Below are 24,764 nucleotides of genomic sequence, written 5' to 3'. Positions count from 1 at the left end.
CGCAGTTGCGGCGTTCTCCACGGATCCGTCCGGCATTTTAACCACCCGTTAACCATACACCGGGCAAATTCTGCCTACCTCGGAAGAGCCCAGAGGTTAACGGAGCCGCGGCGATGGCCATGAACGATCTCCCGATCCTGTCGGCGTTGCGCACCAAGATGCAGTGGCACCAGGAGCGCCAGCGGGTGCTCGCCGAGAACATTTCCAATTCCGACACGCCGAACTTCCGGCCGCGCGACCTGGCCGAGCCGAAGTTCGACCGGGCCGGCGCCACGGTTGGCGGCGGCGTGGGGACGCTGCCGATGATGCAGACCAGCGCTACCCACATGGCGGCGTCCGGCGCGCCCGACAGCTTCGACAACGATCGCGGCAAGAGCGGGTTCCAGACCCGTCCGGCCGGCAACGCGGTCAATCTCGAGGAGCAGATGCTGAAAGTGTCGGCCAACCAGATGGACTATGCGGCCGTCACCTCGCTCTACAGCCGCAGCCTGCATCTGCTGAAGACTGCGATCGGCAAGGGCTAGAGCAAGGGTTAGCCCGCCTGACGGCGGCAGGAGGATCCCATGGCAGATGGAACAAGCGATTTCGCCCGCTCGATGAGCATCGCAACCTCAGGCCTGCGGGCGCAGGCGGGGCGCATGCGGGTGATCTCGGAAAATATCGCCAATGCCGATTCGACGGCGCAGACCGCGGGCGGCGATCCCTACCGCCGCAAGGTGCCGACCTTCTCCTCCACGCTCGATCGCACGCTCGACGCCCAGGTCGTGGCGCTGGGCCGGATCCGCCCCGACCAGTCTTCGTTCCGTGTCAAGCACGAGCCGGGCAATCCGGCGGCGGACGCCTCGGGCAACGTCAAATATCCGAACGTCAATGCGATGGTCGAAATGACCGACATGCGCGACGCCCAGCGCTCCTACGAGGCCAACCTCAACATCATCAGCGCGACGCGGCGGATGATCCAGCGCACGCTCGACATCCTCAAGTCCTGACGCAACAAGAACAGGGAACGTAAATCATGGCTTCACCGACAGTCGCCGCCAACGCCTACGCCAACCTCGCCAAGATGATGGAGCGCGGCGGCGCCGAGAAGGCCGGGCAGGCCGTCGCCGGCCCATCCTTCAGTGCGCTGCTGAAGGACTCCGTCGGCAGCGTCCTGGAGGCGGGCAAGAAGTCCGACGCGCAGACCATGGCGATGACCTCGGGCAAGGCGAACGTGATGGATGTGGTGACGGCGGTCGCCGACACCGACGTTGCGGTATCGACGCTGGTCTCGGTGCGCGACCGCGTGATCCAGGCCTATGAAGACATCATGAAGATGCCGATCTGACGTCGCTTGCGACGTCATCCCGGGGCGATGCGCAGCATCGAGCCTCAGATGTGCAATTGCACATCAAAGATCTCGAGGTTCCGGGTTCGATGCGTTGCATCGCCCCGGAACGACAGTGCAAACAACTGACAGCGAGAACTCAACAATGACCGGCCCCGAAACCCTCGACGTGGCGCGCGATGCGATCTGGACCATCGTGGTGGTGTCGTCGCCCCTGATGGTGGTCGGCCTCGTGGTCGGCGTCGTGGTGTCGCTGTTCCAGGCGCTGACGCAGATCCAGGAACAGACCCTGATTTTCGTGCCGAAGATCCTCGCGATCTTCGTCACATTGCTGCTGGCGCTGCCGTTCATGGCGGACTCGCTCTCCAGCCACATGATGCGGATTTCATCGCGAATCATCGGCGGTTGATGCACTAATGCCGCGGTCATGCGCATCGATGTCTCCCTGCTGCCGGCGCTGGCCGCGATCTTCGTGCTGGTCTTCGCGCGCGTGGGCGCGATGGTGATGCTGCTGCCCGGTTTCGGCGAGAGCAACATCCCGGCGCGGGTCAAGCTGTCGATCGCGCTGTTGCTGACGCTGATCATCCTTCCCCTGCATCGCAACGCCTATCATGTCGACCTGACGTCGATCTCCTCGCTCGGCGTCCTGATGGTGCATGAGCTCATCATCGGCATCGTGCTCGGCGCGACCGCGCGGGTGACGTTGTCGGCGCTCAACGTCGCGGGCTCCGTGATCGCGCAGCAGCTCGGCCTCGGCTTCGTCACCGCGGTCGATCCGACCCAGGGGCAGCAGGGCCAGATCATCGGCAACTTCCTCACCATCCTCGGCCTCACGCTGCTGTTTGCGACCGACAGCCACTATCTCGTCATTGCGGCGCTGAGCGAGAGCTACCGCATCTTCTCGCCGGGCGAGATCATGCCGACCGGCGATGTCGCCGCGCTTGCGACCTCGGCCTTCTCCGCCGCCTTCAAGATCGGCCTGCAGCTGTCCGCGCCGTTCCTGGTGTTCGGCCTGGTCTTCAACATCGGGCTTGGCGTGCTGGCGCGGCTGATGCCGCAGATGCAGGTCTATTTCGTCGGCGTGCCGCTCTCGATCATGGTCGGGTTCCTGATCTTCGGCGTCGTGCTCGCCGCGATGATGAACACCTATCTCGACTATTTCCTCGGCGTCATGCGCCAGCTCGCTCCGATGAATTAGGGGGAGAAGCAGTGGCGGACGATACCGAAGACAAAACAGAAGACCCTACGCAAAAACGTCTCGATGAAGCCCTCGAGAAAGGTGACGTTGCCAAGAGCCAGGAGGTCAATACCTGGTTCGTGATCGCCGGCGGCACCTTGGTGCTGTCGACCTTCTCGGGCTCGATCGGCAGCGGCATCTTGATGCCGCTGCGCAACCTGATCGCTAATTCATGGATGATCCGCACCGACGGCGCCGGCCTGCTGGCGCTGACACAGTCGCTCGGCTACGCGGTGGTCGCCGCGATCGGCGTGCCGTTCCTGTTGCTGGCGCTGGCCGCGATCGCGGGCAACATGGTGCAGCATCAGCTGGTGTGGTCGGGTGAGCAGCTGAAGCCGAAATTCTCCAAGATCTCGCCGGCGGCCGGCTTCAAGCGGCTGTTCGGCAAGCAGGCGGTGGCGAATTTCCTGAAGGGCCTGTTCAAGCTGATTGCGCTCGGCGCCGTGATGGTCGCGGTGCTGTGGCCCGACCGGATGCGGATGGAATCCTTCCTGCGGGTCGATCCGGCCGAGCTGCTGCCCGCCATCACCGGCATGACGGTGCACCTGTTGGCGGCGGTGGTGGCCATCCTCGCTGCGGTCGCGATCGCCGATTACTTCTTCCAGTACCGGACCTGGTACGAGCGTCACAAGATGTCGCTGCAGGAGATGAAGGAGGAGTTCAAGCAGTCGGAAGGCGACCCGCACGTCAAGGGCAGGATCAAGCAATTGCGGGTCCAGCGCGCCAAGAAGCGCATGATGGCCCAGGTTCCGAAGGCCTCGGTGATCATCACCAACCCGACCCACTATTCGGTGGCGCTGGCCTACGACCGCAGCATGTCGGCGCCGATCTGCGTCGCCAAGGGCGTCGACAATCTTGCCTTTAAGATCCGGGAGATCGCCAAGGAGCACGACATTCCGATCGTGGAGAACGTGGCGCTGGCCCGGGCGCTCTATGCGACGGTCGAGCTCGACCGGGAGATCCCGGTCGAGCACTATCACGCGGTTGCCGAAATCATCGGCTACGTGATGCGGCTGAGGCGCGGCCTGTCCGGCCTGCGGCAGTAAGGGGCGGAAAACCCGCTTGAAATGCGCGTAACTTGCGAAATTGCCGCCTGTTGGACTTGCGTTTTCGGGTCCGATTCAGGCACTCAGGGGCGAGGTGGCCGGCCGGTCGCCTTCGTGATGCAGACGAGCCATGTCTCTCCAGATGACCGCCGATAGCAACGATCCTTCCGTGACCGAGCCTTTCGTGGCCCACGGGCCAGCGCGGCGGAACGGCAGCATCCTGCTGGTGGTCCTGATCGCCGCCGGCATCGTCGCGGTGGCGGTCTGGCTGATGACCATCGGCCGCACCGAGGCGCAGCCCTATATTCTCGGCGTGCTGGCGCTGCTCGCCACCGTCGGGCTGTTCAACCTGTTCGCCCTTGCCGCCGGCATCATCCGCTTCTCCGACCGTGCCACCGATGATCCGGTGATGGCGCGGATCGCCGACCAGGCCCAGGAAGGGCTCGTCGTCACCGACTCCCGCGGCCACGTGGTCTATTCCAACGCCGCCTATCTCACGCTGACCGGCGCGGCCGGGCCGCAGGACGTCCGTCCGGTCGAGCGCGTCTTCATCGGCAACCCCGACGTCTCCGAGGCCGTGTTCCGCCTTTTGAAGGCTGCCCGCGAGGGCAAGCGGCAGCAGGAGGAGGTCCGCCTCGCCGGCCAGGAGGCCGGCCAGGGCCGCTGGCTGCGCCTGCGGGTACGCCCACTCGGCGAGGGCAAGCGCGATGCGAAATATGCGGTTTGGTCGATCGCCGACGTCACCCGCGACCGCGAGCGCCAGGAAGACGTGTTCCAGGAGCTGCGGCACGCGATCGAATATCTCGATCACGCGCCATGCGGCTTCTTCTCGGTCAATCCGGCCGGCGAGATCGCCTATGTCAACGCCACGCTGGCCAACTGGCTGGACTACGATCTGGCCGAGATCGGCTCGGGCGGCCTGAAACTGACCGACATCGTCTCGGGCGACGGCGCGGCGCTGTTGACCTCGATTGCGGCGGTGCCGGGCGAGGTCAAGACCGAGGTGTTCGACATCGACCTGCGGATGCGCGGCGGCAAGACCGTGCCGGTGCGGCTCTATCACAAGCTCGCTTTCGGCTCCGACGGCGCGGCGGGCGCCTCGCGCACGCTGGTGATTAGCCGCGCCCGCGACGAGCATTCCGATCCGGAGCGCGCCGCCGAGGTGCGCTTCATGCGCTTCTTCGACCATACGCCGATGGCGATCGCGACCGTCGATCGCGGCGGCAATGTGGTCGGCGCCAATGCGCGCTATGCCAAGCTGGCGCAGGGCCTGAACGGCGACGGCGGCGCCGCCAAGTCGATCTTCCGCGCCGTCAATCCGCGCGACCGCGGTCTGCTGATCGCCGCGATCAACCAGGCGGCCGAGGGCCAGGGCGACATCGCGCCGGTCGAGGTGATGCTCGACGGGCCCAAGGAGCGCTTTGCCCAGTTCTTCGTCACCACCGTCGAGAAGGACGAGCGCGACGCCGAGACCGCGATCGTCTACATGCTCGAAACCACCGAGCGGCGCGCGCTGGAGAACCAGATCAACCAGTCGCAGAAGATGGAGATGGTCGGCCAGCTCGCCGGCGGCATCGCGCACGACTTCAACAACGTGCTGTCGGCCATCATGATGGCCAACGACTTCCTGCTGAACGCGCACAAGCCGACCGACCCGTCGTTCCAGGACATCATGCAGATCAAGCAGAACGCCACCCGCGCCGCGACGCTGGTGCGGCAGCTGCTTGCATTCTCGCGCCGCCAAACGCTGCGGCCGCAGGTGCTCGATCTCGGCGATGCATTGAGCGACCTCACAATGCTGCTGCGCCGGCTGATCGGCGAGAAGGTCAAGCTCGACCTCGTGCATGGCCGCGACCTGTGGCCGGTGAAGGTCGACGTCTCGCAGTTCGAGCAGGTGGTGGTCAATCTCGCGGTCAACGCGCGCGACGCGATGCCCGACGGCGGCAAGCTGATCATCCGCACCGCCAATGTACCGACCGAGGAGGCCGCCCAACTCGCCAACAAGGGCATGCCGGCGGCGGACTATGTGAAGATCGAGATCGCCGACACCGGCACCGGCATTCCGGCCGAGATCATCGACAAGATCTTCGAGCCGTTCTTCTCGACCAAGGAAGTCGGCAAGGGCACCGGCCTCGGCCTGTCCACGGTCTACGGCATCGTCAAGCAGACCGGCGGCTTCGTCTATGTCGATTCCGTGCCGGCCGGCGGCACCACGTTCCGGATCTACCTGCCGCGGCATCGCCAGGAGCAGGAGGTCGCACCTGAGGCCCAGGCCGGCAACGGTGCGGCCAAGGAAACCGCCGCCGCCACGGAAGCCGCCAAGCCGAAGCCGGATCTGACCGGGCAGGGCACCATCCTGCTGGTCGAGGACGAGGACGGCCTGCGCTCGCTCAATGCGCGCGGCCTGCGTTCGCGCGGCTACAGCGTGATCGAGGCGGCGAACGGCGTCGAGGCGCTGGAAGCGTTCGAGGAGAAGAACGGCGCTGTCGATCTCGTCGTCTCCGACGTCGTGATGCCGGAGATGGACGGCCCGACGCTGCTGAAGGAAATGCGCAGCCGCAACGCGGAGCTGAAGATCATCTTCGTCTCAGGCTATGCCGAGGACGCCTTCGAGAAGAGCCTGCCGGAGAACCAGCAGTTCGCGTTCCTGCCGAAACCCTTCACGTTGACGCAGCTGGTCGCCGCGGTGAAGGAAACCATGACGGCGAACTAGCCGGTTGCCGCGGCAACCGGCTTTACTTCTCGCAAGTGCGAGGCGAAATTCCGCGGTAACTGTGGTTGAAACCGGGCCTCATCCCGCGGTAGGACGCGCCGTCGCATCCACAAGGACCATAGTGTCACATCTCCGCGACCGAGGGCCGCAGCCGCGGTTCCCGTTTCCCGCTTCACTTTTAACCGTCCCTGCCCATCTTAGGGGCGTTTCCCCATGCCGGGGAATCCTTTGAGGAAACCAACATGAATTTCTCGCAACGCACGCGTGGAATTGTTCGGGCGATCGCCGTCGCGATGGCACTGGCGCTGCCCGTGATGATGACCGTTTCGGCGGCCGACGCCCGCGTTGGCGGCGGCGGCTCGCGCGGCTCGCGGACATTCTCCGCGCCGCCCTCGACCAACACGGCGCCGGGCTCGGTTGCGCCGATGAACCGCACCTTCAGCCAGCCTGGTAGCCCGAACATGGGCTCGCCGGCGGCGGCGAATTCCGGCGGCCTGTTCGGTCGCGGTGGAATGGGCCGCGGCCTGCTCGGCGGCCTGGCCGCGGGCTTCCTTGGCGCCGGCCTGTTCGGCATGCTGTTCGGCGGCGGGCTGTTCTCGGGTCTCGGCGGCCTGTCGTCGATGTTCGGCCTCTTGCTGCAGATCGGTCTGATCGTGCTCGTGGTTCGCCTTGCGATGTCGTGGTGGCAGCGCCGCAACACGCCGGCGGCCGCCTATGCCGGTGGCCCCGACGTCGGCCCCGGTCCGCAGGCGAACGCCCGCTCGGGCTTCGGCTTCGGGCTCGGCGGCGGATCGAATGCGCCGGTCGAGATCGCGCCGGGCGACTATGAGACGTTCGAACGGCTGCTCGGCGACATCCAGACCGCGTGGTCGAACGAGGACATCGCGAAGCTGCACACGCTCGCGACGCCGGAGATGGTGTCGTACTTCTCGAAGGATCTCGAGGAGAACAAGGCGCGCAACGTCACCAACAAGGTGACCAATGTGAAGCTGCTGCAGGGCGATCTGGCGGAAGCCTGGCGCGAAGGCGACAGCGAGTATGCGACGGTCGCGATGCGCTACTCGCTGGTCGACACCACGCTCGAGCGCGGCACCGGCCGTCAGGTCGGCGGCAGCACGCAGCCGGAGGAGGTCACTGAGGTCTGGACCTTCGTACGCCAGCGCGGCGGCAATTGGGAGCTTTCGGCGATCCAGCAGACCAACTGATCGGTTGCCGGAGAATGACAGATACAAGGCGCCGCGGCCTCGTCCGCGGCGCCTTTGTTTTGTGCCTTCATTCACATGTCGCGGCGCCGGAATATCCGGAGGGCCTGCGGGTTGATCTCAGCGGACCATAACAACCATCGGGAGGATTGAGATGAAGATCGTTGCGCATATCGCGGTTCCGGCCTGTCTTGCGTTCGTCGTCGTGGCGGCGCCGCCGGCGGCGGCGCAGACCGCCGACACCAGCTTCTTCCTGACCAGCAACGGCATCGGCAACGGCGGCAATCTCGGCGGGCTCGCCGGCGCCGACAATCATTGCCAGACGCTGGCGCAGGCCGCCGGCTTCGGCGCGCCGAAGACCTGGCGCGCCTATCTCTCGACCCAGGCGGCCGACGGCAAGGCAGCGGAGAATGCGCGCGATCGTATCGGCAAGGGACCGTGGAAGAATGTAAAGGGCGTCGTGGTCGCCAAGGACGTCGCCGACCTGCACAGCGCCGGCAACAATCTCACCAAGCAGACCGCCCTGTCCGAGAAGGGCGAGGTCGTCAACGGTGCCGGCGACACGCCGAACCGCCACGACGTGCTGACGGGGTCGCAAGCAGACGGTACGGCATTTGCGGCCGGCGAGGACCGCACCTGCAAGAACTGGACAAGCAGCACACAAGGCGCCGCCATGCTCGGGCACTTCGACCGCAAGGGCCTGCGCGACGACGAGCCGTCAAAATCCTGGAACACGTCGCATCCCTCGCGCGGTCCCGACGGCGGCTGCTCGCAGGCTGACCTGAAGAGCACCGGCGGCGACGGCCTGCTGTACTGCTTCGCGGCGAACTGAGAGAGCGCATCTGCTTCGTCATTGCGAGTGCAGCGACGCAATCCATCCTACCATAGGCCCGGAGCGATGGATTGCTTCGTCGCCTCGCGCCTCGCAATGACGGGATAGCACGATCGCGCTCAGCTCTTTTTGCGCTTGACGGTCTTCTTTGCGGTCTTCTTCGCGGCCTTCTTTTTCTTCGCGGTTTTTTTCTTGGCCGCGAAATAGGCTTCGACCTTCTTCGAGGAATGTCCGGCGGCTGCGACCGCGGTCTTGAGCCGGGCAGGGGTCACCTTGAACTTCTTCGACCAGTAGCGGACCTCGTAGGGCTCGCTGATCGCGATCCGCGCGCGGTCGGCGGCCTTGTGGCGCTGCTCCTTGAAATGGCCTTCCACCTTCTTGGCGGAATGCCCGACCTTCTTGACCGCGGCCTTCAGCTTCGCCGGCGTGACCTTGAACTTCTTGGACCAGTACGCAACTTCGTAGGACTCGCTCAACGCGATCAGAGCGCGGTCTGCCGCGCCCCGCTTCTTCTTGCTGTCCGCCATAAGATGATCCCTCATCGAAAGATTCGACGTTGGAACCTTAGCAGCCTCTATGCGGTTCGCACAGGCAGCGGTGCGCGATGGACGATCTGACCGGGGCGTGGCTACGATCGAGGTGAAGCGAAGCGATGCGGCGAAGTTTTCGGAGGTATGTGCATGCACTATCAGCTTTACTACTGGCCGATGATCCAGGGCCGCGGCGAATATGTCCGCCTCGCGCTCGAGGATGCGGGCGCCGGCTACACCGATGTCGCGCGCGCCAAGGGCGGCATGGGTGCCATGACGAAGATGATGGAGGCACACAAGGGCACGCCGCCCTTCGCGCCGCCGTTCCTCAAGGCCGGCAGTCTCGTGATCGGGCAGACCGCCAATATCCTGCTCTATCTCGGCGCGCGCCACGGCCTGGCGCCGAAGGCGGAGGGCGGAAAGCTCTGGGTGCACCAGCTGCAGCTGACGATCGCGGACTTCGTGCTGGAGATCCACGATACCCATCATCCGCTCGGGCCATCGCTGTATTACGAGGACCAGAAGGCGCCGGCGAAGAAACGCTCCGAGGAGTTCTGGGATTCGCGGGTGCCGAAATATCTCGGCTATTTCGAGGATCTCGTGCAGGCCAACCGAGGTGCGTTCGTCACCGGCCGCCGGCTGACCTACGCCGACCTGTCGCTGTTCCAGATCGTCGACGGCCTGCGCTACGCGTTTCCGAAGCGGATGGCGGCATTCGAGAAGAATATCCCGCGCCTGATCGCGCTGCGCGATCGCGTCGCCGAGCGGCCGAACATCCAGACGTATCTGGCCAGCGAGCGGCGGATTCCTTTCAACGAAGAGGGCATTTTCCGGCGCTACAAGGCGCTGGATTTGTGATCGCCGTCATTCCGGGGCGCGAAGCGAACCCGGAATCTCGCGCCACAATCTCTGGATTCCGGGTTCACGCTCCGCGTGCCCCGGAATGACGGCGTGGAAGGCTACCGGCTCCGCCCATCCACCGGCGTCATCGCGATCCTCGACAGATCGATGCCATCGATGCAGCTGACATTCAGCGCCACGATGTCGGTGCCGTCGGGCTTCTTGCCGCGCGCGAACACGTCGACGCCGCAATCGACGCAAAGTTGATGGCGGATCGCATGGCGGTTGAAGAGATATTCCTTGAGGTTCTCGGCGCCGGCGCGAAGCTGGAAGCTCGACGGCGGCATGAACACGAAGTGCAGGCCCTTCTTGGTGCAGATCGAGCAGTTGCAGGCCGTCACCATGGCCATATCGGTGGTGCATTCGAAGCGGACCTGTCCGCAATGGCAACCGCCGGTGTAGGTCTTCTCCGCCATGATGATCCCTCACCACAGCCCGGGCACGAGGCGGTAGCGCACCCGTGCCGTATAATCGGCGTAGCCTGACAATCCCGTCACCAGCGTGCGCTCCTCAATCCGGGTGCGGATCGCAAACATCACGAAGAACACCGGCACGAAGGCGAGGCCCCACCAGGAGCCGAGCGTCAGCGGCACGCCGATGAAGAACAGCATCACGCTCGTATACATCGGATGGCGGACCAGCGCGTAGGGACCGGTCGAGATGACGTGATGGTCGCGCTCGGTCTGCACCTTCACGACTGGCGCGGCGAACGAGTTGGTGTGGAACACCCACAGGATCGCCACGGTCGAGACCAGATACAGCACAAGGCCGAGCACGATCAGCGGCACGCCGTCATTGACGCCGCCAAAGCGCCGCTCAAGCCCCATCGCGACGAACCACAGCACGGCAACGACCAGGAACACCAGCATGAACCGCTTGTCCTCGGTGGGCTGGCCTTCACGCGCGGTGAGGCGCATGCGCTCGGCCAGCAGCCCGGGATCGACCTTGGCGAGCCAGAGCCCGCAGGCCGGGCCGATCACGGCCGAGGCGATCAGATAGACCCACGCGCCGGGCCACTGCAGCGTACCTGCGAAGGCAAACAGCAGCACGGCCATGGTGATGACGAAGAAGGTATTCTGCAGAAGGAGCTTTGCGATCATGGGCGGCTCCGCGCGATTCCAGTCGTTATTATCGCACCCTTTTCCCGGCAAACATGCGACCGCAGCGATCAACTTTCGGAGCAGGCGAGACGTTCCTGCGTCGCGACCGTATTGACAGTCATATAAGCAATTGCTTATATATTTTCATGCCCGCCGCCACGCAGCTGACCGATGTGTTGAAGACCCTCGCGGACCCGACGCGGCGGGCAGTGTTCGAGCGGATTGCGCGGGAAGGCGAGATCGCCGCGACCGGCCTGGTGCAGGGTTCAAAGGTGTCGCAGCCGGCGGTGTCGCAACATCTGCGCGCGCTGCGCGATGCCGGGCTGGTCGCCGAGCGGCGCGAGGGCCGGCATATCCATTATCGCATCGCGCCGAAGGGGCTCGGTCCGCTGATCGACTGGCTCGGCCACTACGAGACGTTCTGGGCCGAGCGCTTCGCAAATCTGGAACGGCTGTTGAAGGAGAGTGAGTGATGGGTGAGACGCACGCGATCACGGTCGAGAAGGTGCTGCCCTACGCGGCCGAGAAGATCTGGCGAACGCTGACGACGAGCGATCGGATCGCGAAATGGCTGATGCCGAACGATTTCGTGCCGGCCGTTGGCCATCGCTTCAATTTCCACACCAAGCCGATGGGCGACTGGGACGGTGTCGTGCATTGCGAGGTGCTGGATTGCGATCCGCCGCGCCTGTTGCGCTACTCCTGGAAGGGCGGTGTTGATACCAATCCGGAATACGGCTCGAAGCTCGACACGATCGTCACCTGGACGCTGACGCCGGTCGAGGGCGGCACCCATCTGCGGATGGTGCATGACGGCTTCGTGCTGCCGGGCAACCGCTTCGCCTTCGACATGATGAGCCCGGGATGGGGCCGGGTGCTCGACGCCATCGCGCGCATCACCAGCGAAGGCTGATCACTCGTTGTTGCCGCGGCGAACCGTGATCGAGGCGTCGGTCTTGTTGCGGGTGCATTCGAGGTTGAGGCGGCGATAGCGCATCGTGATGGTGTTGCCGCGCAAGATGCCCATGCGCTTCAGGCAGCGCGAGGTGCCGGTGACGGCGTCGTCCTTCGGCACGGTGAAGATCAGCGCGGTGGCGGAGCCGACCAGGTTGAAGAACTCCGGCTTCATCTTGCGATCGGTCTTGGCGTAGAGCTCGATCGAATAATCCTTGCCGCGGCAGCCGAGCGACAATTCCTTTGCCGCCGGATGCGTGAGGTAGGTGATGTTGGCGGCGCTGAAATTGACCTTCAGTCCGTCGATCTGGCCGGCGAGCTGCTTGGCGATATCAACGCAGGGATCGGCATGCGCGGTCGCTGCGACGAAAACCGTCGCCAGCGCGATCAGCGCGGCCGGCAGAGTGGAGCGGATGCTCAAAGGCAAGCGTCGGCGCAACGATGCTGTCACGAAATACCCCCCGCGGTATGAAAGTACGCGAAGCTACATGCAGGCTCCCGCGGAGCGCGTCAATATGGCCACGTCAGGACGCGCACCTGCCGTCCTGCGCTTTGGAAGCCCCGGCGGCCCGGCGCTCGCAATCATTGCCGTAGGTCTTGCCGTCGCAGCCGCATACGGGCTTGAAGATCTTGTTGCAGATCGTCGGGCGGAACGCGCAGGTGCCGGTCTGGTCGAAGCGGCCGCAGGTCACGGGCTTGAACTGGCAGAACTGGCCGCGACCGCCGCATTGCAGTCCGGCAAGGCCGCCGCAGGGCCTGCCGAGGCGGGCGGCATCGGCGCCGGTCGGGATCGCGATCAACAAGGCCAGCGCCGCGAACCAGACGAAAAGCGCTGTCTTCATGAAGGTCTCCTGATGGCTTCCTGATGGTTTCCTTGGCCGTTCCGCGGCTTGCCGGCGTTGTGGCAACTTGGGATTACGATGGCATGAAACATAGCACGTGGATTGCCGGTCCCGCGCATGGCTGGAAGGCGGCCCGCTTCCCTTTCCTTTGTCGGAAAAAGGCTTAGAACGGCTCTACATTGCCGGCGGCCCCGCGGCCGGCACCGGCCTTTCGAAACCAACGAGCAGCTCATGAACGCCCCCTCAGCTTTTCCCGACCAGCAGAAGCCCGTTCCGCCCTACAGGCACACGCCTCTGTTCCCGCTTGGTGCCGACACCACGCCCTACAAGAAGGTGACGAGCGAGGGCGTCCGGGTCGAGAAGGTGTTGGGCAAGGACATGCTCGTGGTGTCGCGGGAGGCGCTGCGGGCACTTTCCGAGGCCGCCTTCGGCGACATCAACCACTATCTGCGGCCGGGCCACCTGAAGCAGCTCCGCTCGATCCTCGAGGACAAGGAAGCCAGCGACAACGACAAGTTCGTCGCCTTCGACTTCCTGAAGAATGCCAACATCGCGGCCGGCGGCGTGCTGCCGATGTGCCAGGACACCGGCACCGCGATCATCATGGGCAAGAAGGGATGCAACGTCATCACCGACGGTGACGACGAGGCCGCGCTGTCCGAAGGCGCGCGCGATGCCTATCTGCGCCGCAATCTGCGCTACTCGCAGGTAGCTCCCTTGTCGATGTATGAGGAGAAGAACACCGCCAACAACATGCCGGCGCAGTGCGAGATCTACGCCGAGGGCGATGATGCCTACAAGTTCATGTTCATGGCCAAGGGCGGCGGAAGCGCCAACAAGAGCTTCCTGTTTCAGGCGACGCCCTCGGTGCTGACCAAGGACCGGCTGCTGGCCTTCCTGAAGGAGAAGGTGCTGACGCTCGGCACCGCGGCGTGTCCCCCGTACCACCTTGCGATCGTGATCGGCGGCACCTCGGCAGAGCTCTGCATGAAGACCGTGAAGCTCGCCTCGGCGCGCTATCTCGACGCGCTGCCGACCCACGGATCGGCCGACGGCAATGCGTTCCGCGATCTCGAGATGGAACAGGAAATCCTCAAGATGACGCAAAGCCTGGGGGTGGGCGCGCAGTTCGGCGGCAAGTATTTCTGCCATGACGTGCGCGTGATCCGGATGCCGCGCCACGGCGCCTCGCTGCCGATCGGGCTCGGCGTCTCCTGTTCGGCGGACCGCCAGGTGCTCGGCAAGATCACCAGGGATGGCGTCTATCTCGAGGAGCTCGAGCACAACCCGGCGCAGTATCTGCCTGCGGTGGAGCGGTCGCTCGGCGGCGAGGTTGTCAAGATCGACCTCAACAAGCCGATGAAGGAGATCCTTGCGACACTGTCGCAATATCCGATCAAGACCCGCGTCTCGATGACCGGCACCATGATCGTCGCGCGCGACTCGGCGCACGCCAAGCTGCGCGAGCGGCTGGAGAAGGGCGAGCCGTTGCCGGATTATTTCAAGAACCATCCGGTCTATTACGCCGGTCCCGCCAAGACGCCCGATGGCTACGCCTCCGGTGCATTCGGCCCGACCACGGCGGGACGCATGGATTCCTTCGTCGACCAGTTCCAGGCGGCCGGCGGCTCGATGGTGATGGTTGCCAAGGGCAACCGCGCAGTCGCGGTGCGCGAGGCTTGCAAGAAGCACGGCGGCTTCTACCTCGGCTCGATCGGCGGCGCCGCGGCGAACCTCGCCGAGCACTGCATCAAGAAGGTCGAGGTGGTCGAGTATCCCGAGCTCGGCATGGAAGCGATCTGGCGCATCGAGGTGGTCGATTTCCCGGCCTTCATCATCATCGACGACAAGGGCAACGACTTCTTCAAGGAATTGAATCTCGGTTGAGGATCGGGGTTGATTGCGGTCGGCCTCGACGGGTTCTCCAAGGGCTGGGTCGCCGTCACCATCGACGGCGACCGGCGTACGATTTCCTTTCACAGCGATATTGCGCGCGCGCTTTCGCGTCCGTTCGATCGCGGCGGGATCGATATCCCGATCGGTCTGACCGATAACGGCGAGCGCGATTGCGACCTTCTCGCGCGCGTAAGATTGCGCCCGCACACCTCGCGCGTCTTCACCGGCGCGCGGCGCTGGCTGTGGCAGCAGTTTGACGATCCCGATCTCGCGAATGCGGAAGCACTGCGCCGCGGCCAGACCCGTGTGTCGCGCCAGCTCTGGCATCTCGGCAAGAAGATCATGGAGGTCGACGGGTTCGTGCGCGCGAACGCCACGCGCGATATCCGCGAGGTGCATCCCGAGCTGGTGTTCCTGCAGCTGAACGGCGGCGAGCCTCTGCCGCGCAAGAAGTCGGAGGAGGGCGATGCGCTACGCTGCAGGCTGCTGAAGCGATCAGGCTTTCGCGAGATCGATCGCTGGCTCACCGAGGTGCGCATCGGCACCGGCGCAAAGCGCGACGATGTGCTGGATGCGTGTGCAGTGGCGCTGGCTGCGCGCGAACCATGCGGAAGCGTTCCCGAAGCGCCGCCGCGAGACGCGCACGATCTGCCGATGCAGATCTGGTTCTAGTGTCCTGAACCAAAAGTTCATGGCATTTTATGCCTTGGCGGGCAGATTGTAAGCGCAGAAGCGTTCGATTGAGCCGAGAATGTCGTCAGCTGATTTGGTCCATCGGAACGGCATTGGGTCAGCGTTGTGATGGTCGATGAAGGAGGCAATCTCGGCCCGTAGCGCCGCCACACTGCGATAGATGCCGCGCCTAATCTTACGCTCGGTGATGAGTGCAAAGAAGCGTTCGACCTGATTGAGCCAGGATGAGCTGGTTGGCGTCAGGTGGACGTGCCAGCGCGGCCTCTTTGCCAGCCAGTTGCGGATCAACGGCGAACTCTTTGGCACGATGGCGTCCATAGCATTTGCCAATGACCCGGCCGGTTGCGACGTCGAGGGCGGCAAACAGCTAGGTGACGCCATGGCGTTTGTAGTCGTGACTACGGCGCGCCGGCTGGCCAGGTCGCATGGGCAGCATGGGCTGGCTGCGATCCAGCGCCTGGATTTGCGACTTCTCATCGACACACAGTACGATGGCGCGCTCGGGCGGAGCTACGTAAAGGCCGACGATGTCGCGAACCTTGGCGACGAAGTCGGGGTCGGTTGAGAGCTTGAAGGTCTCCAACCGATGCGGCTGCAAGCCGAAAGCGCGCCATATACGCTGTACTGTTGAGACTGACAGCCCGCTGGCCCGCGCCATGCTGCGCGAACTCCAGTGGGTGGCCCCGGGAGGCTGGGTCTCAAGGGTGCGAACGATCACCGCCTCGATCCGGGCATCCTCAATCGTGCGTGGCGTCCCCGATCGCGGCTCGTCCCAAAGACCTGCAAGCCGATGCTCGGAGAACCGCCGCCGCCATTTGCCGACCGTGTCGGGATCGACAGCCAAACGGGCCGCCACGACCTTGCTCTGCTCGCCCTCAGCACAGGCCAGGACGATCCGAGCCCGCAGTGCCAACGCCTGAGCAGTGCTTCGACGCGACGCCAACGATGTCAACTCAGCACGTTCCACCTCATCAAGCTCCAGCGGAGCAAAGCGTCGACCCATCGCCAATCCTCCCCAAATCAGGAGAGTCCGCTATCATCGAGTCGATTTGGAGTCCGCCGAACTTTTGATTCAGGACACTAGCTGCAGTTCGTCACCTGGTTGGAGCACAGGCTGCGCCACCAGCCGCGCACGCCGTCATGGCTCTCCACCAGCGCCCAGTGCCCGCTGCAGGCGAGGATGCGTTTCGGACCATCGTCGGTATCGAACTCACCGCCGAGCTTGCGCAGCGCCGGCGTCCATTTGGCATCGACGAAGGGCGCCTGGAACAGCCCGCCCATCCGGGTGTAGCCGTTGGCGTAGCTCGCGCCGACCTTGTTGGCGGCAACCCATCCGCGTCCGGCATAAGGCTTTGGCGCGTTGCGCGGATAGCGCTTGTCATCTTCATAGGCCTTGCCCGGCGGCATCGCGCCCTCGATCAGGAACCAGCCGTCCTTGAAGCCGATGATACGAAACTCGGTGAGCCAGCCGCCCTCCGGCGTGTTCTCGGCCCCGCCCATCTTGAGATGGTAGGGTGGCGGCAGCTTGCCGAGCACGCGTGCCTTCACCGACGGCTCGGCGCGCACGTTGAGGCCCGCGAGGTCCTTGTCCTCCGACCGGGCGCCGAGGTCGCATGGCTCGGTGCCAGCGGGCAGTGCGTTTCGGTTCGCGTCAAGCTCGGCCTGGCGCGCGGCAAAGTCATTGTCCGCCCCGTCGGCGTTTCCGGCAGCGATGTCGCTCGGACCGCGCGGCTTCAGTTCGGCCGACAGCGCGCGCGTGCCGTCCTTGCTGAGCGTCACGACCATCATCTGACGCGGCGCGAAGACGCTTGCCGGCGTCTTCGGGTCGTCCGCGCTCGCGGCATAGACCGCGAGGTGGCCGGTGGTGCGGGCGGCATCCGTGCTGGAAGAGCTGCCCGCAACATATCCGGCCGGCACCAGCGCGACCGCGCTCGCGCGCCACGCCGGTTCGGCTTCGCTTGCCTGCTGCGCGGAAGCCGTCGTGGCTGATAACGCCATGACGGCAACGGATGCCAGGATGCGCATGCGTGTGCGTGTGCCGCGGTTACGCCCGCGTGCCGGTGAAGGGGAAGCTGCCCATTGGGCCGATGCCCATCTCGCCGGAGATGCCGTCGCCCGAGACCTTGCCGGTGAATTCGAGCGTCAGCGGCATCGGATTGGTGATGGAAACCTTCCAGGCGACGTCGTCGCCGTTCACGGTGCCGTCGAAGATTTCGGTGGAGTTGCCCTCGGCGCCCTGCGTGCCGGTGAGCGTGCCGCCCGAGCTTGCCAGCGACAGCGTCGCCTTGCGCTCGCCCATCGGCGTCGTCATCGTGAGATTCCAGTTTCCGTCCACCGCCATTGATGTCTCCCCTCCAGGTAAGGCGCCCTCAAGCGAAATGGCTACCGTTCGCGCGAAGAAAACGCGTGCGCGGGTATAGCCCATCTTGCCGCGCGCGCCTAGTTCGCGGCTGCGGCGATCAGGCGCGGGCGGCGGCGCGCAGCCGGCTTCCGACCAGGACGCGGAAGGCGACATACTGGATCGCGAAGGCGGCGATCTTGGCGCCGACCAGCACCACCGACACGTAGAACGCCCACAGCTTCATGTCGCCGGTCGCCGCGATCGCAACGGTGCCGGCGGCGAGAATGAACATCAGCCCGGCCCAGGCGTAGCCGGCGAGGGTGGCGTATTCCGGAATTGTCTCGGTCACGATCGGCGGCAGATAGCGCAGCATCCAGCCGCGCTTGAGCATGATCGCGCCGATCGCGATGTGGCCGATCGCGGGCTTCGCCAGCACGAAGCGCGGATCGTTGGTGAAAAGCGTCGCACCGCCGAGCACGATCACCAGCCCAAGGCTCGCCCAGGTCATGTAGCCGAGCGCCTGTCCCTTGACGCGCGCATAGACCACTTGCGCGATCGCGCCCGCGATCGCAACGCCGGTGGCGATCAGGACATTGTCGGTGGCGAAATAGACCACCAGGAAGACGATGGTGGAGAGGAAGTCGCTCGCAAGCCTGGCAAATACGCTCTTCATCGTCGTGGTTTCCGTTTCCTCGGGATGATCGTGGTGATGTTGTTATGGCAGCGTCTAGCGTGAGGGCAGCGCGCCGGCCGGCGGCGTCACGTCCTTGGCCGCGCGATAGTGCGGATACCAGTGGGTAAAGCCGACCGCGGCATTGCGCGCGGCGAAGGCGATCAAGAGGCCGGTCCACAGCGGCAGCGCCGGCACGTAAAGCACCGCAATGTTGCCGATCAGCATGAGCAGCATCGCGGCGGTCCAGGCGCCGGTGATCAGGTAGTTGGCATGGAGGAAGCCGGGCAGCTTCGCGGTCTCGGCATCGACCTGCTCCAGCGCATATTGCCGCGTGAAGGGACGGCCGATCATGATCGAGCCGAGCGACACCAGCAGGATGCCGGCATCGACCGCGATCTTCACCGCGGTGTTGCTCAGCGTCGCATCGACGAAGGTGAGGTAGGAGCCGATCGCGGCGAAGATGACGACCGAACCGACGCCGAGGATCTTGATGCTGCGGCCGCGCGCGACATCGAACGCGATGGCAGCGAGGCAGATCAGGGCGGCACTGAGCAGGCTCACCGTGGCCGAGGTCACCAGCATCAGCATGGCGAAGGCGCCGTAGGGAGCGAGGATCAGGAAGATCGTCATGGTCAGCCTCATAGGCTTATCTTTACAGTGTAAAGATACCCTAATGGTGGGCAACGGAGGCGTCAAGCGAAATCTTTACAGTGTCAAAATCGTGAGGTGACGGGAAAATCCAAGGTTTGCCAATGGCATAAAGTGGCGACCGCTCGTTTTCGGTCGGTGGCGACAAAGACGTGGATGCCCGGGACAAGCCCGGGCATGACGCGTGGAGAGGTTGGCGCACTGACGTCCGGGGTGATCGTTGGCTACTCCGCCCCAACCCAATTGCCGTGGAATCCATCGGGCACGCGGTGGCCGAGATGGACCAGCGCGGTCGGGCCCGCTTCGACATCTTGCGCGTTGAACACGGCGAGGTCGCTGCGGTTTTCGCGGGCGCGCCAGACCACCGCGAGCAGCCAGCCGTCGCCTTCCGCGGCGTCAGCGCCGCGCTCGACGAACACAGGCTCGGAGATCGTATCGCCGGCGGGCAGCAGATAGTGGCCGAGCCGCTTGCCGCGGCCGTCGACATGCACGATGCCCGACAGCGCACCGAACATCGGCAGATCGGGGTTGGCGCAGGCGTACCAGCCGTGATTGCTGGCAAATCCGGCGCGGCGATCGTCGACGCGCGGAAATTCGCCGGTGAGGTCGTCGAGATAGGTTTGCGTGAAGCGGTCGGTGTTGCCGGAGAGGTCGAAGGTCCAGCGGCAATAGCGCGCGCGGTTCTTCTGCGGGTCCGTCGGCGAGCCGTCGGGATGATTAAACAGCGGCGCTTCCTCGAACTGCATCACGTCGGCGATGATGCGGTTGCCGTCTTCCCACGCGTTCATCACGTGGAAAACGTAGCAGGTCTCGGCGCGGAACCAGACGATGTCCTTTGACGCGCCGCTGCGCTTCATCACGCCGACATAGGCGCCTTTCTCCGGCTCCCAGGCGTACGGCGCCTGTCCGCGCATCGCGCGCTGCATGCTGCCGGTGATCGGCAGGATCGGAAACAGCACATGATTCTCGGTGACGATGAAGTCGTGCACCATGCTGGCATAAGGCGCCTCGAAGCGTTCGAACCGCGTCACCACGCCGGACGAGCTCACCGCACCGAACGACAGCGCCGGCGTCAGCGGGCCCGCGGCGTTGTAGCCGAAGAACACCATCTCGCCGGTCGCCGGATCGATCTTGGGATGCGCGGTGAACGGGCCTGTGATCGCGCCCTTGTAGTCGCAATAGCCGAGGCGATTGAGCGTGCCGGGCTCGATCTCGGTCGGCAGATGGCCTTCCTCCAGCGCGAGCAGGCGGCCGCCATGGAAGATGATGTTGGTGTTGGCGACGCCGCCGTCGGTCGTTGTGGTGGCCGGCGCATCCGGCATCTTGCGGCCGAAGCCGCCGAACAGCGCGCGACCGGCGTCGTGCTCGGCCTGCCATTTCGGCGTGCGGACCCAGCGGTTGCGGTAGCTGGCGCGGCCGTTCTCGAGATGGAAGGCGTGCAGCATGCCGTCGCCGACGAACCAGTGCGCACCCGGCGCCTCGAACTGCGGATTGGGGCCGTTGCGATAGAGCGTGCCGTTCAGCTCGCGCGGCAATTCGCCCGAGATCTTCAGGAACGGTGCGTCGGCTTCGAATGGGATCGGCGCCAGATTGGTGCGCGCCGCGTTGGATGTGACCTGGTCGAGCATTCCGCATCTCCCTGTATTATGATCTTTACATCGTAAAGATATCAGTAGGGATGACGCCGCCGATCGTCAAGCAAAATCTTTACAGTGTAAAAATTGCGACCTATAAGGCCGCATGGCAAGAATCTCCAAAGAAAACAAGGCGACTCGCCCGGCACGGGCTCCGACCCGCCGGGTTGCACGGACTGCGGCAGCTCGTCCGGCCCGACGGCGCCGCGCCAATGACACGCCGTATCACCATGGCGATCTGCATGAGGCGCTATTGAAGGCCGCCGAGCGCGTGCTCGAGCGTGACGGATTGGCGGGGCTGACATTGCGTGCGGTGGCGCGCGAGGCCGGCGTGTCGCACGCCGCGCCGACGCATCATTTCGGCGATCTAACCGGTTTGCTCAGCGAACTCGCGGCGATCGGTTTCCGGCAATTCGGCCTGGCAATGGCGGCTGCGGACGCTTCGGCGGCCACGACGCCCGAGAAGGGCGTGGCGAGCGCCAAGGCTTATGTTGCCTATGCCCAGGCACATCCCGGCATGTACGGGCTGATGTTCCGCAGCGAGCGGCTTGATCACTCGCGCCCGTCGCTGCACGAGGCGTCCGAGGCTTCGTTCGCAGGGCTGACCCGCGGCGTCGGCGCTAGCCGGCACGAGCAGATTTCCAAGGAGCAGCTTACGCTGGATCAGGCCGCCGCGATCGCGTCGGCCTGGTCGCTGGTGCATGGTTTCACCATGCTGCTGCTCGACGGACGCCTCAAGACGATTCTGGATCGGTCGCCCGAGGGCACATCCGCGGAAACGCTATTGACCGCGATGCTGCGATTGTCCGCGGGCCGCTCGGCGCGGCAATAACCAGTGCTGCCCTGGGCTAGCGCCTCACAAGCGACGTGGTCCGGCCGCTCTGTCCGATCGTCTTCACCGTATCCGTGCCGCATTTGAAATCGCGGGCGAAATCATCGGCAGCCTGCCGCGCCAGCTCGTTGGCGTTGGGATTGGCCGCGACGTCGACATAGGCGACATGACAGACATCGCCCGGCGGCAGCCGGGTCACGGCGAGCATTGCCCGCGAGACAGGACCGCCGCGCTTGTCCTGTTCGCTGTTGTCGGCGATCTGCCAGCGCTGGATGATCGCAAACGGTTTGCCGCCGGCTGCACGCCATTCGACCCTGTCGCCGGTCGAACTGAACGGGCCGAACCAGGCCCGCGCGGCCGGTTCCCTGGCGGCTGCCTCGCGGTTTCGGCCGACCGAGACCACTTCGCGCAGGTCGCCCTCGTTGATCAGCACCACAAGCCCGGATTTTCCTGGACAGACCCTGGTGGTGCTGCCGTCCTCTTCGCTGGGCTTGCCGATCATGCGGCAGGCCTTCGGCGCGGTCGATGAGTAGCTGCTGCTGATCGCCACAGAGCCGGCATGGCCGGGACTTGCGCCGGCAGCCGTCATAAAGACTGTTGCAAAAGCAAGGTATTTCATCGGGGGAAACCTGCGATCCGGACGTTACTTTGTCTCTGACATATGCAATCTGGGGAAGGTTCAATAGACATGCGGGAAACACCTGACAGGCGCGCGGAATCGTCCTAGAAGGGCGGCTTCGCAACTTCTGTCGCGTGCACCTGCGTGCCGTAACCTCGATCGTCATGCCCACGATATCATCCAACAAGCCCTATCGCGTCGGCCGTTCCCGTACCGGTCTTGGTCTTTTCGCCACCAAGCCGATCAAGAAAGGCACCAAGATCATCCGTTATTTCGGGCCGTTGCTCGACTCGAAGAAGAAGGATGAGGACGCGATCGAGAACAAATATCTGTTCGAGCTCACCAACCGCTGGACCATCGACGGCTCGATCCGCGAAAACGTCGCGCGCTATATCAACCACGCTTGCAGGCCGAACGCGGAATCCGACGTCAAGCCGCGCAAGCGCAAGGTGTTCATCCGCGCCATCAAGGACATCGAGCCGGGCGACGAAATCAATTACGACTACGGAACCGACTATTTCAAAGCCTATCTGAAGCCGATCGGCTGCAAGTGCGATGCCTGCGAGAAGAAGCGCAAGAAGAAGCGCGCGGAGGCGAGGGCGGAGCGGGTGCGGCTGAAGGAAAGGGCCGAGCGGAAGGCACAGCGCAAGGCCGAGAAGCTGGCCGAGGAGCGGGCCAGGCAGAGGCGGGCGAAGAAGGCAGCCAAAGCAAACGGCAAGCTCGCCAACGGCACGGCGCTGAACGGCAGTTCCTCAATGGCCATAGCCTGATCAACACGGCGGGCAAGAAGGCCGCCTCGTCGAAGCGCGGCACCGCTCGGGCGCTGAACGCCTGATATCCGGGACGAGGTCTCTCTAGCCGCTCGGCCGGTGCGCCGCGCGTGGCAACGGGGAATTGCCGAAATCCAGCGTCGAGCGTTGGATGATCGTGCCGTGCTCGTCGATGACGAGACGGAAACGCTTGCTCCCCGAGAAGAATGTGAGGCGATGCCGCCCCTGATCGGCGTCAAGCCCGCGCTCCGAGCGCGTCGTGATTGCGCCCGAGCGCATCCCGGCCTGCAGCAGCGGAACCGCGATGCCGAGGCCTTCGGCGACGATATTGGCGTCGACCTCGAACGCGCCGTCCGAGAATGTGATCGTCGTCATGATGCCCTCGCGGGATGGCGGCCGGGACGCGGCAGGTACGCGCATTCGGCGAGCGTCGTTCCGTCGAGCTCGCGCATGAAGGCCTCGCGTGCCGCCGCAAGCTTCGCCTTCAGCCGGCAGCGCGGCAGCAGCAGACAATCTCCGCCATCATCCCTGAAACATTCGACCAGCGCGCTGTCGCCTTCCAGCGCACGGACAACCTGGCCGAGGGTGATGGTCTCCGCCGGCCGTGCCAGCGAAAACCCGCCACCGGCGCCGCGCTGGGTGGCAATGAAGCCGGCGTCGGCAAGGTCGCGCACCACCTTGGCAAGGTGATTGCGGGAAATGTCGAACTCGGCCGCGATCTCGCTGGTCGCAAACGACCGGTCCGGCTCGCCGGCCAGCCGCATCAGGGCGCGGAGCGCAAAATCCGTGAACGATGTCAGGCGCATGGAAGCCCTTCGAAATCAGCACTTGGCGGATCAGCTATAGCAGGCTAAATAGGCATTTGAAATACCTATTTAGGATGTAAGCCATGACAGGAGCAGAGCGCCGCGAGCAGATCACCGCCGGGATTGTCGCGCGGACCGGGATCACCGAGGCCATGATCGAGCAGCTGGTGCACGCCTTCTACGCCAAGGTCCGCAAGGACCCGATGATCGGACCGGTGTTCGAGACCAGGATCAGCAATTGGGAGCCGCATCTGGCGCAGATGTGCGCGTTCTGGTCTTCGGTTGCGCTGATGACCGGGCGCTATCACGGCACGCCGATGGTCAAGCATATGCCGCTGCCGATCGACGCCGCGCATTTCGACCGCTGGCTCGAACTGTTCGAGGCGACCGCGGCCGAGCTGTGCCCGCCTGACGCAGCGGCGCATTTCATCGATCGCGCGCGGCGCATCGCCTCGAGCCTCGAGATGGGCGTCGCCGGCGGACAGGGCGTGATGCTGGCGGTCGGCGAGCGTTACAGGCGAAGCGAAGCAGGAGCAGTGCAATGAGGAACAGGGCGAAGGCGATTGCGCGCGCCATCGACGGCGCGTGGTTTCATCAGGATCAGGCCGATCCGTTTTCCGGCAGCAGCCTGGTGCCGATGCTGATCATCGGCCTGGCGCTGACCTTTGCCGGTATGATCGTCGCGGTCGTGCTGAGCTGACGGAAACGGCCGCCGCGTTTGCCGCGACGGCCGCTCGTCACATCCGGCATTCGAATTACGCCGCGACCGCCTCGCCGCTGCGGCGCAGCCCGACATATTGCAGCTCGGCGAACACGCCGGTGGCGATCGCCTGGGCGAGGATCACGAGGGTCCCGAAGAGGTTCGGCGACACCGCGCCCGACAGCAGCAGCGCGATGCTGGCGAGCGTCCAGGCCGCGTTGCCGACGACCACCAGCATCACCAGCGGCTTCGGCACCGAAGTGCGCGTGCCGAGCCAGCCGACCAGCGCGGTATAAGCGATCAGGAACAGCCCGGTCTCGCGCAGCAGCGCTTCCGGCAGACCGAGCAGTGATGCCAGCGCGCCGGCGTCGAGCACCATGGCTATGGCGGATACGCCGCTGAAGACGGCGTCGGCGAGCAAGGCGCGGCGCAGCAGCTGGGACGAATGGATCATGGCAGTGTCTCCTCT

The 24,764-nt window shown here is 64.7% G+C and carries 32 protein-coding genes and 1 pseudogene; 18 read left to right on the top strand and 15 right to left on the bottom strand.

Features of this window, described 5'->3' with window-relative positions; translation table 11 throughout:
• The first annotated feature begins 113 nt into the window (after positions 1-113).
• From flgB to ACVMDN_RS22660, 9 genes are all read left to right on the top strand, one after another.
• The gene (gene flgB, locus ACVMDN_RS22700; RefSeq protein WP_076825629.1) at positions 114-524 is read left to right on the top strand and encodes a flagellar basal body rod protein FlgB; all 411 of its coding nucleotides are present in this window, start codon (positions 114-116) and stop codon (positions 522-524) included.
• Positions 525-563: 39 nt separating this feature from the next.
• Positions 564-989, top strand: coding sequence for a flagellar basal body rod protein FlgC (gene flgC / locus ACVMDN_RS22695; RefSeq protein ID WP_018272466.1), 426 nt, complete (start codon positions 564-566; stop codon positions 987-989).
• Positions 990-1,015: 26 nt separating this feature from the next.
• The gene (gene fliE, locus ACVMDN_RS22690) at positions 1,016-1,327 is read left to right on the top strand and encodes a flagellar hook-basal body complex protein FliE (RefSeq protein ID WP_057018333.1); all 312 of its coding nucleotides are present in this window, start codon (positions 1,016-1,018) and stop codon (positions 1,325-1,327) included.
• A gap of 145 nt (positions 1,328-1,472) precedes the next feature.
• Positions 1,473-1,736 (top strand): flagellar biosynthesis protein FliQ, encoded by a 264-nt coding sequence (gene fliQ / locus ACVMDN_RS22685; RefSeq protein WP_016844766.1) that lies wholly within the window; start codon positions 1,473-1,475, stop codon positions 1,734-1,736.
• 18 nt (positions 1,737-1,754) lie between these two features.
• A complete protein-coding gene (gene fliR / locus ACVMDN_RS22680; protein ID WP_016844767.1) occupies positions 1,755-2,525 on the top strand; it encodes a flagellar biosynthetic protein FliR in 771 nt (256 codons plus the stop codon).
• Between the two features lie 11 nt (positions 2,526-2,536).
• Positions 2,537-3,610 carry a flagellar biosynthesis protein FlhB gene (gene flhB, locus ACVMDN_RS22675; RefSeq protein WP_057018335.1) on the top strand — a complete coding sequence of 358 codons (1,074 nt, stop codon included), beginning with the start codon at positions 2,537-2,539 and terminating at the stop codon, positions 3,608-3,610.
• A 142-nt stretch (positions 3,611-3,752) separates the two neighbouring features.
• Complete coding sequence (cckA, locus tag ACVMDN_RS22670; RefSeq protein ID WP_253625982.1) at positions 3,753-6,323, top strand: cell cycle histidine kinase CckA; 2,571 nt, start codon at positions 3,753-3,755, stop codon at positions 6,321-6,323.
• 242 nt (positions 6,324-6,565) lie between these two features.
• Positions 6,566-7,528, top strand: coding sequence for a Tim44 domain-containing protein (locus ACVMDN_RS22665; protein WP_456834971.1), 963 nt, complete (start codon positions 6,566-6,568; stop codon positions 7,526-7,528).
• 151 nt (positions 7,529-7,679) lie between these two features.
• Positions 7,680-8,357: a lectin gene (locus ACVMDN_RS22660; RefSeq protein ID WP_076825625.1), complete on the top strand. Its 678-nt coding sequence runs from the start codon at positions 7,680-7,682 to the stop codon at positions 8,355-8,357.
• 119 nt (positions 8,358-8,476) lie between these two features.
• Here the strand turns inward: ACVMDN_RS22660 and ACVMDN_RS22655 are convergent, their stop codons facing one another.
• Positions 8,477-8,884 carry a DUF3606 domain-containing protein gene (locus ACVMDN_RS22655; protein ID WP_253623699.1) on the bottom strand — a complete coding sequence of 136 codons (408 nt, stop codon included), beginning with the start codon at positions 8,882-8,884 and terminating at the stop codon, positions 8,477-8,479.
• A gap of 153 nt (positions 8,885-9,037) precedes the next feature.
• Here ACVMDN_RS22655 and ACVMDN_RS22650 point away from each other — a divergent pair, with 153 nt between their 5' ends.
• Positions 9,038-9,745, top strand: a complete 708-nt coding sequence (locus ACVMDN_RS22650; protein WP_253589874.1) for a glutathione S-transferase — start codon at positions 9,038-9,040, stop codon at positions 9,743-9,745.
• A 101-nt stretch (positions 9,746-9,846) separates the two neighbouring features.
• On the opposite strand, the gene ACVMDN_RS22645 is transcribed toward ACVMDN_RS22650, so the two are convergent.
• Both ACVMDN_RS22645 and ACVMDN_RS22640 read right to left on the bottom strand, forming a co-directional pair.
• The gene (locus tag ACVMDN_RS22645) at positions 9,847-10,203 is read right to left on the bottom strand and encodes a GFA family protein (RefSeq protein WP_076825621.1); all 357 of its coding nucleotides are present in this window, start codon (positions 10,201-10,203) and stop codon (positions 9,847-9,849) included.
• A gap of 9 nt (positions 10,204-10,212) precedes the next feature.
• Positions 10,213-10,887 carry a methyltransferase family protein gene (locus ACVMDN_RS22640; protein WP_253623700.1) on the bottom strand — a complete coding sequence of 225 codons (675 nt, stop codon included), beginning with the start codon at positions 10,885-10,887 and terminating at the stop codon, positions 10,213-10,215.
• A 146-nt stretch (positions 10,888-11,033) separates the two neighbouring features.
• Here ACVMDN_RS22640 and ACVMDN_RS22635 point away from each other — a divergent pair, with 146 nt between their 5' ends.
• Both ACVMDN_RS22635 and ACVMDN_RS22630 read left to right on the top strand, forming a co-directional pair.
• Positions 11,034-11,360, top strand: coding sequence for an ArsR/SmtB family transcription factor (locus ACVMDN_RS22635; RefSeq protein ID WP_028339820.1), 327 nt, complete (start codon positions 11,034-11,036; stop codon positions 11,358-11,360).
• Positions 11,360-11,800 (top strand): SRPBCC family protein, encoded by a 441-nt coding sequence (locus tag ACVMDN_RS22630; protein ID WP_253623701.1) that lies wholly within the window; start codon positions 11,360-11,362, stop codon positions 11,798-11,800. Before ACVMDN_RS22635 ends, ACVMDN_RS22630 begins: the two co-directional genes overlap by 1 nt.
• Here the strand turns inward: ACVMDN_RS22630 and ACVMDN_RS22625 are convergent, their stop codons facing one another.
• Positions 11,801-12,256: a hypothetical protein gene (locus tag ACVMDN_RS22625; protein ID WP_371852106.1), complete on the bottom strand. Its 456-nt coding sequence runs from the start codon at positions 12,254-12,256 to the stop codon at positions 11,801-11,803. It abuts the gene before it with no gap.
• Positions 12,257-12,365: 109 nt separating this feature from the next.
• The gene (locus tag ACVMDN_RS22620) at positions 12,366-12,683 is read right to left on the bottom strand and encodes a Kazal-type serine protease inhibitor family protein (protein WP_076825613.1); all 318 of its coding nucleotides are present in this window, start codon (positions 12,681-12,683) and stop codon (positions 12,366-12,368) included.
• Positions 12,684-12,914: 231 nt separating this feature from the next.
• Between ACVMDN_RS22620 and ACVMDN_RS22615 the strand changes: the two genes are divergently transcribed.
• Positions 12,915-14,570, top strand: coding sequence for a fumarate hydratase (locus ACVMDN_RS22615; RefSeq protein WP_253623702.1), 1,656 nt, complete (start codon positions 12,915-12,917; stop codon positions 14,568-14,570).
• A gap of 9 nt (positions 14,571-14,579) precedes the next feature.
• Positions 14,580-15,251: a DUF429 domain-containing protein gene (locus ACVMDN_RS22610; protein ID WP_253623703.1), complete on the top strand. Its 672-nt coding sequence runs from the start codon at positions 14,580-14,582 to the stop codon at positions 15,249-15,251.
• 27 nt (positions 15,252-15,278) lie between these two features.
• Here ACVMDN_RS22610 and ACVMDN_RS22605 read toward each other — a convergent pair.
• The 6 genes and pseudogenes from ACVMDN_RS22605 to ACVMDN_RS22580 all read right to left on the bottom strand — a co-directional run bounded on the left by ACVMDN_RS22605 (position 15,279) and on the right by ACVMDN_RS22580 (position 20,562).
• Positions 15,279-16,275, bottom strand: a pseudogene (locus tag ACVMDN_RS22605) (IS630 family transposase).
• Between the two features lie 77 nt (positions 16,276-16,352).
• On the bottom strand, positions 16,353-17,297 hold the full coding sequence (locus ACVMDN_RS22600; protein WP_309143523.1) for an SH3 domain-containing protein: 945 nt from the start codon (positions 17,295-17,297) through the stop codon (positions 16,353-16,355).
• Positions 17,298-17,316: 19 nt separating this feature from the next.
• Positions 17,317-17,613 (bottom strand): hypothetical protein, encoded by a 297-nt coding sequence (locus ACVMDN_RS22595; protein ID WP_028337138.1) that lies wholly within the window; start codon positions 17,611-17,613, stop codon positions 17,317-17,319.
• A gap of 118 nt (positions 17,614-17,731) precedes the next feature.
• Complete coding sequence (locus ACVMDN_RS22590; protein WP_076825607.1) at positions 17,732-18,286, bottom strand: inner membrane-spanning protein YciB; 555 nt, start codon at positions 18,284-18,286, stop codon at positions 17,732-17,734.
• Positions 18,287-18,340: 54 nt separating this feature from the next.
• Complete coding sequence (locus ACVMDN_RS22585; protein WP_253625983.1) at positions 18,341-18,916, bottom strand: hypothetical protein; 576 nt, start codon at positions 18,914-18,916, stop codon at positions 18,341-18,343.
• 242 nt (positions 18,917-19,158) lie between these two features.
• Positions 19,159-20,562, bottom strand: a complete 1,404-nt coding sequence (locus tag ACVMDN_RS22580; RefSeq protein ID WP_253623705.1) for a carotenoid oxygenase family protein — start codon at positions 20,560-20,562, stop codon at positions 19,159-19,161.
• Positions 20,563-20,674: 112 nt separating this feature from the next.
• On the opposite strand from ACVMDN_RS22580, the gene ACVMDN_RS22575 reads away from it, so the two are divergent.
• Positions 20,675-21,400, top strand: coding sequence for a TetR/AcrR family transcriptional regulator (locus ACVMDN_RS22575; protein ID WP_141342781.1), 726 nt, complete (start codon positions 20,675-20,677; stop codon positions 21,398-21,400).
• A gap of 16 nt (positions 21,401-21,416) precedes the next feature.
• Here ACVMDN_RS22575 and ACVMDN_RS22570 read toward each other — a convergent pair whose 3' ends face one another.
• Positions 21,417-21,989 carry a hypothetical protein gene (locus ACVMDN_RS22570; protein WP_168855094.1) on the bottom strand — a complete coding sequence of 191 codons (573 nt, stop codon included), beginning with the start codon at positions 21,987-21,989 and terminating at the stop codon, positions 21,417-21,419.
• 194 nt (positions 21,990-22,183) lie between these two features.
• On the opposite strand from ACVMDN_RS22570, the gene ACVMDN_RS22565 reads away from it, so the two are divergent.
• Positions 22,184-22,789, top strand: a complete 606-nt coding sequence (locus ACVMDN_RS22565; protein ID WP_253623707.1) for an SET domain-containing protein — start codon at positions 22,184-22,186, stop codon at positions 22,787-22,789.
• A gap of 84 nt (positions 22,790-22,873) precedes the next feature.
• Here the strand turns inward: ACVMDN_RS22565 and ACVMDN_RS22560 are convergent, their stop codons facing one another.
• Both ACVMDN_RS22560 and ACVMDN_RS22555 read right to left on the bottom strand, forming a co-directional pair.
• Entirely contained in the window at positions 22,874-23,164 is a 291-nt protein-coding gene (locus tag ACVMDN_RS22560; RefSeq protein ID WP_057018349.1) for a DUF6522 family protein, read from the bottom strand.
• Positions 23,161-23,595 (bottom strand): RrF2 family transcriptional regulator, encoded by a 435-nt coding sequence (locus tag ACVMDN_RS22555; RefSeq protein WP_092085010.1) that lies wholly within the window; start codon positions 23,593-23,595, stop codon positions 23,161-23,163. The genes ACVMDN_RS22560 and ACVMDN_RS22555 overlap by 4 nt, the downstream gene beginning before the upstream one ends.
• Before the next feature lie 83 nt (positions 23,596-23,678).
• Between ACVMDN_RS22555 and ACVMDN_RS22550 the strand changes: the two genes are divergently transcribed.
• Both ACVMDN_RS22550 and ACVMDN_RS22545 read left to right on the top strand, forming a co-directional pair.
• Positions 23,679-24,140 (top strand): group III truncated hemoglobin, encoded by a 462-nt coding sequence (locus tag ACVMDN_RS22550; protein ID WP_168854965.1) that lies wholly within the window; start codon positions 23,679-23,681, stop codon positions 24,138-24,140.
• The gene (locus ACVMDN_RS22545; RefSeq protein WP_016844794.1) at positions 24,137-24,295 is read left to right on the top strand and encodes a hypothetical protein; all 159 of its coding nucleotides are present in this window, start codon (positions 24,137-24,139) and stop codon (positions 24,293-24,295) included. Before ACVMDN_RS22550 ends, ACVMDN_RS22545 begins: the two co-directional genes overlap by 4 nt.
• Positions 24,296-24,350: 55 nt before the next feature.
• Here ACVMDN_RS22545 and ACVMDN_RS22540 read toward each other — a convergent pair whose 3' ends face one another.
• Positions 24,351-24,749, bottom strand: coding sequence for a hypothetical protein (locus ACVMDN_RS22540; protein WP_253623708.1), 399 nt, complete (start codon positions 24,747-24,749; stop codon positions 24,351-24,353).
• Between the last annotated feature and the right edge of the window lie 15 nt (positions 24,750-24,764).

The organism is Bradyrhizobium sp. USDA 4510 (genome assembly GCF_054059095.1).
Note: the sequence above shows the minus strand (reverse complement) of the source record. Positions and strands in the feature narration are given on the sequence as shown.

Coding starts and splice junctions, on each gene's coding strand:
- ACVMDN_RS22570 (WP_168855094.1), bottom strand. CDS start 21,989: ATGACGGCTGCCGGCGCAAGTCCCGGCCATGCCGGCTCTGTGGCGATC.
- ACVMDN_RS22655 (WP_253623699.1), bottom strand. CDS start 8,884: ATGGCGGACAGCAAGAAGAAGCGGGGCGCGGCAGACCGCGCTCTGATC.
- ACVMDN_RS22615 (WP_253623702.1), top strand. CDS start 12,915: ATGAACGCCCCCTCAGCTTTTCCCGACCAGCAGAAGCCCGTTCCGCCC.
- ACVMDN_RS22540 (WP_253623708.1), bottom strand. CDS start 24,749: ATGATCCATTCGTCCCAGCTGCTGCGCCGCGCCTTGCTCGCCGACGCC.
- flgC (WP_018272466.1), top strand. CDS start 564: ATGGCAGATGGAACAAGCGATTTCGCCCGCTCGATGAGCATCGCAACC.
- ACVMDN_RS22550 (WP_168854965.1), top strand. CDS start 23,679: ATGACAGGAGCAGAGCGCCGCGAGCAGATCACCGCCGGGATTGTCGCG.
- ACVMDN_RS22600 (WP_309143523.1), bottom strand. CDS start 17,297: ATGCGCATCCTGGCATCCGTTGCCGTCATGGCGTTATCAGCCACGACG.
- ACVMDN_RS22640 (WP_253623700.1), bottom strand. CDS start 10,887: ATGATCGCAAAGCTCCTTCTGCAGAATACCTTCTTCGTCATCACCATG.
- ACVMDN_RS22590 (WP_076825607.1), bottom strand. CDS start 18,286: ATGAAGAGCGTATTTGCCAGGCTTGCGAGCGACTTCCTCTCCACCATC.
- ACVMDN_RS22645 (WP_076825621.1), bottom strand. CDS start 10,203: ATGGCGGAGAAGACCTACACCGGCGGTTGCCATTGCGGACAGGTCCGC.
- ACVMDN_RS22580 (WP_253623705.1), bottom strand. CDS start 20,562: ATGCTCGACCAGGTCACATCCAACGCGGCGCGCACCAATCTGGCGCCG.
- ACVMDN_RS22650 (WP_253589874.1), top strand. CDS start 9,038: ATGCACTATCAGCTTTACTACTGGCCGATGATCCAGGGCCGCGGCGAA.
- ACVMDN_RS22620 (WP_076825613.1), bottom strand. CDS start 12,683: ATGAAGACAGCGCTTTTCGTCTGGTTCGCGGCGCTGGCCTTGTTGATC.
- flgB (WP_076825629.1), top strand. CDS start 114: ATGGCCATGAACGATCTCCCGATCCTGTCGGCGTTGCGCACCAAGATG.
- ACVMDN_RS22575 (WP_141342781.1), top strand. CDS start 20,675: ATGGCAAGAATCTCCAAAGAAAACAAGGCGACTCGCCCGGCACGGGCT.
- ACVMDN_RS22665 (WP_456834971.1), top strand. CDS start 6,566: ATGAATTTCTCGCAACGCACGCGTGGAATTGTTCGGGCGATCGCCGTC.
- ACVMDN_RS22630 (WP_253623701.1), top strand. CDS start 11,360: ATGGGTGAGACGCACGCGATCACGGTCGAGAAGGTGCTGCCCTACGCG.
- ACVMDN_RS22545 (WP_016844794.1), top strand. CDS start 24,137: ATGAGGAACAGGGCGAAGGCGATTGCGCGCGCCATCGACGGCGCGTGG.
- fliE (WP_057018333.1), top strand. CDS start 1,016: ATGGCTTCACCGACAGTCGCCGCCAACGCCTACGCCAACCTCGCCAAG.
- ACVMDN_RS22560 (WP_057018349.1), bottom strand. CDS start 23,164: ATGACGACGATCACATTCTCGGACGGCGCGTTCGAGGTCGACGCCAAT.
- ACVMDN_RS22595 (WP_028337138.1), bottom strand. CDS start 17,613: ATGGCGGTGGACGGAAACTGGAATCTCACGATGACGACGCCGATGGGC.
- fliR (WP_016844767.1), top strand. CDS start 1,755: ATGCGCATCGATGTCTCCCTGCTGCCGGCGCTGGCCGCGATCTTCGTG.
- ACVMDN_RS22555 (WP_092085010.1), bottom strand. CDS start 23,595: ATGCGCCTGACATCGTTCACGGATTTTGCGCTCCGCGCCCTGATGCGG.
- ACVMDN_RS22635 (WP_028339820.1), top strand. CDS start 11,034: ATGCCCGCCGCCACGCAGCTGACCGATGTGTTGAAGACCCTCGCGGAC.
- ACVMDN_RS22565 (WP_253623707.1), top strand. CDS start 22,184: ATGCCCACGATATCATCCAACAAGCCCTATCGCGTCGGCCGTTCCCGT.
- ACVMDN_RS22660 (WP_076825625.1), top strand. CDS start 7,680: ATGAAGATCGTTGCGCATATCGCGGTTCCGGCCTGTCTTGCGTTCGTC.
- ACVMDN_RS22585 (WP_253625983.1), bottom strand. CDS start 18,916: ATGACGATCTTCCTGATCCTCGCTCCCTACGGCGCCTTCGCCATGCTG.
- cckA (WP_253625982.1), top strand. CDS start 3,753: ATGACCGCCGATAGCAACGATCCTTCCGTGACCGAGCCTTTCGTGGCC.
- fliQ (WP_016844766.1), top strand. CDS start 1,473: ATGACCGGCCCCGAAACCCTCGACGTGGCGCGCGATGCGATCTGGACC.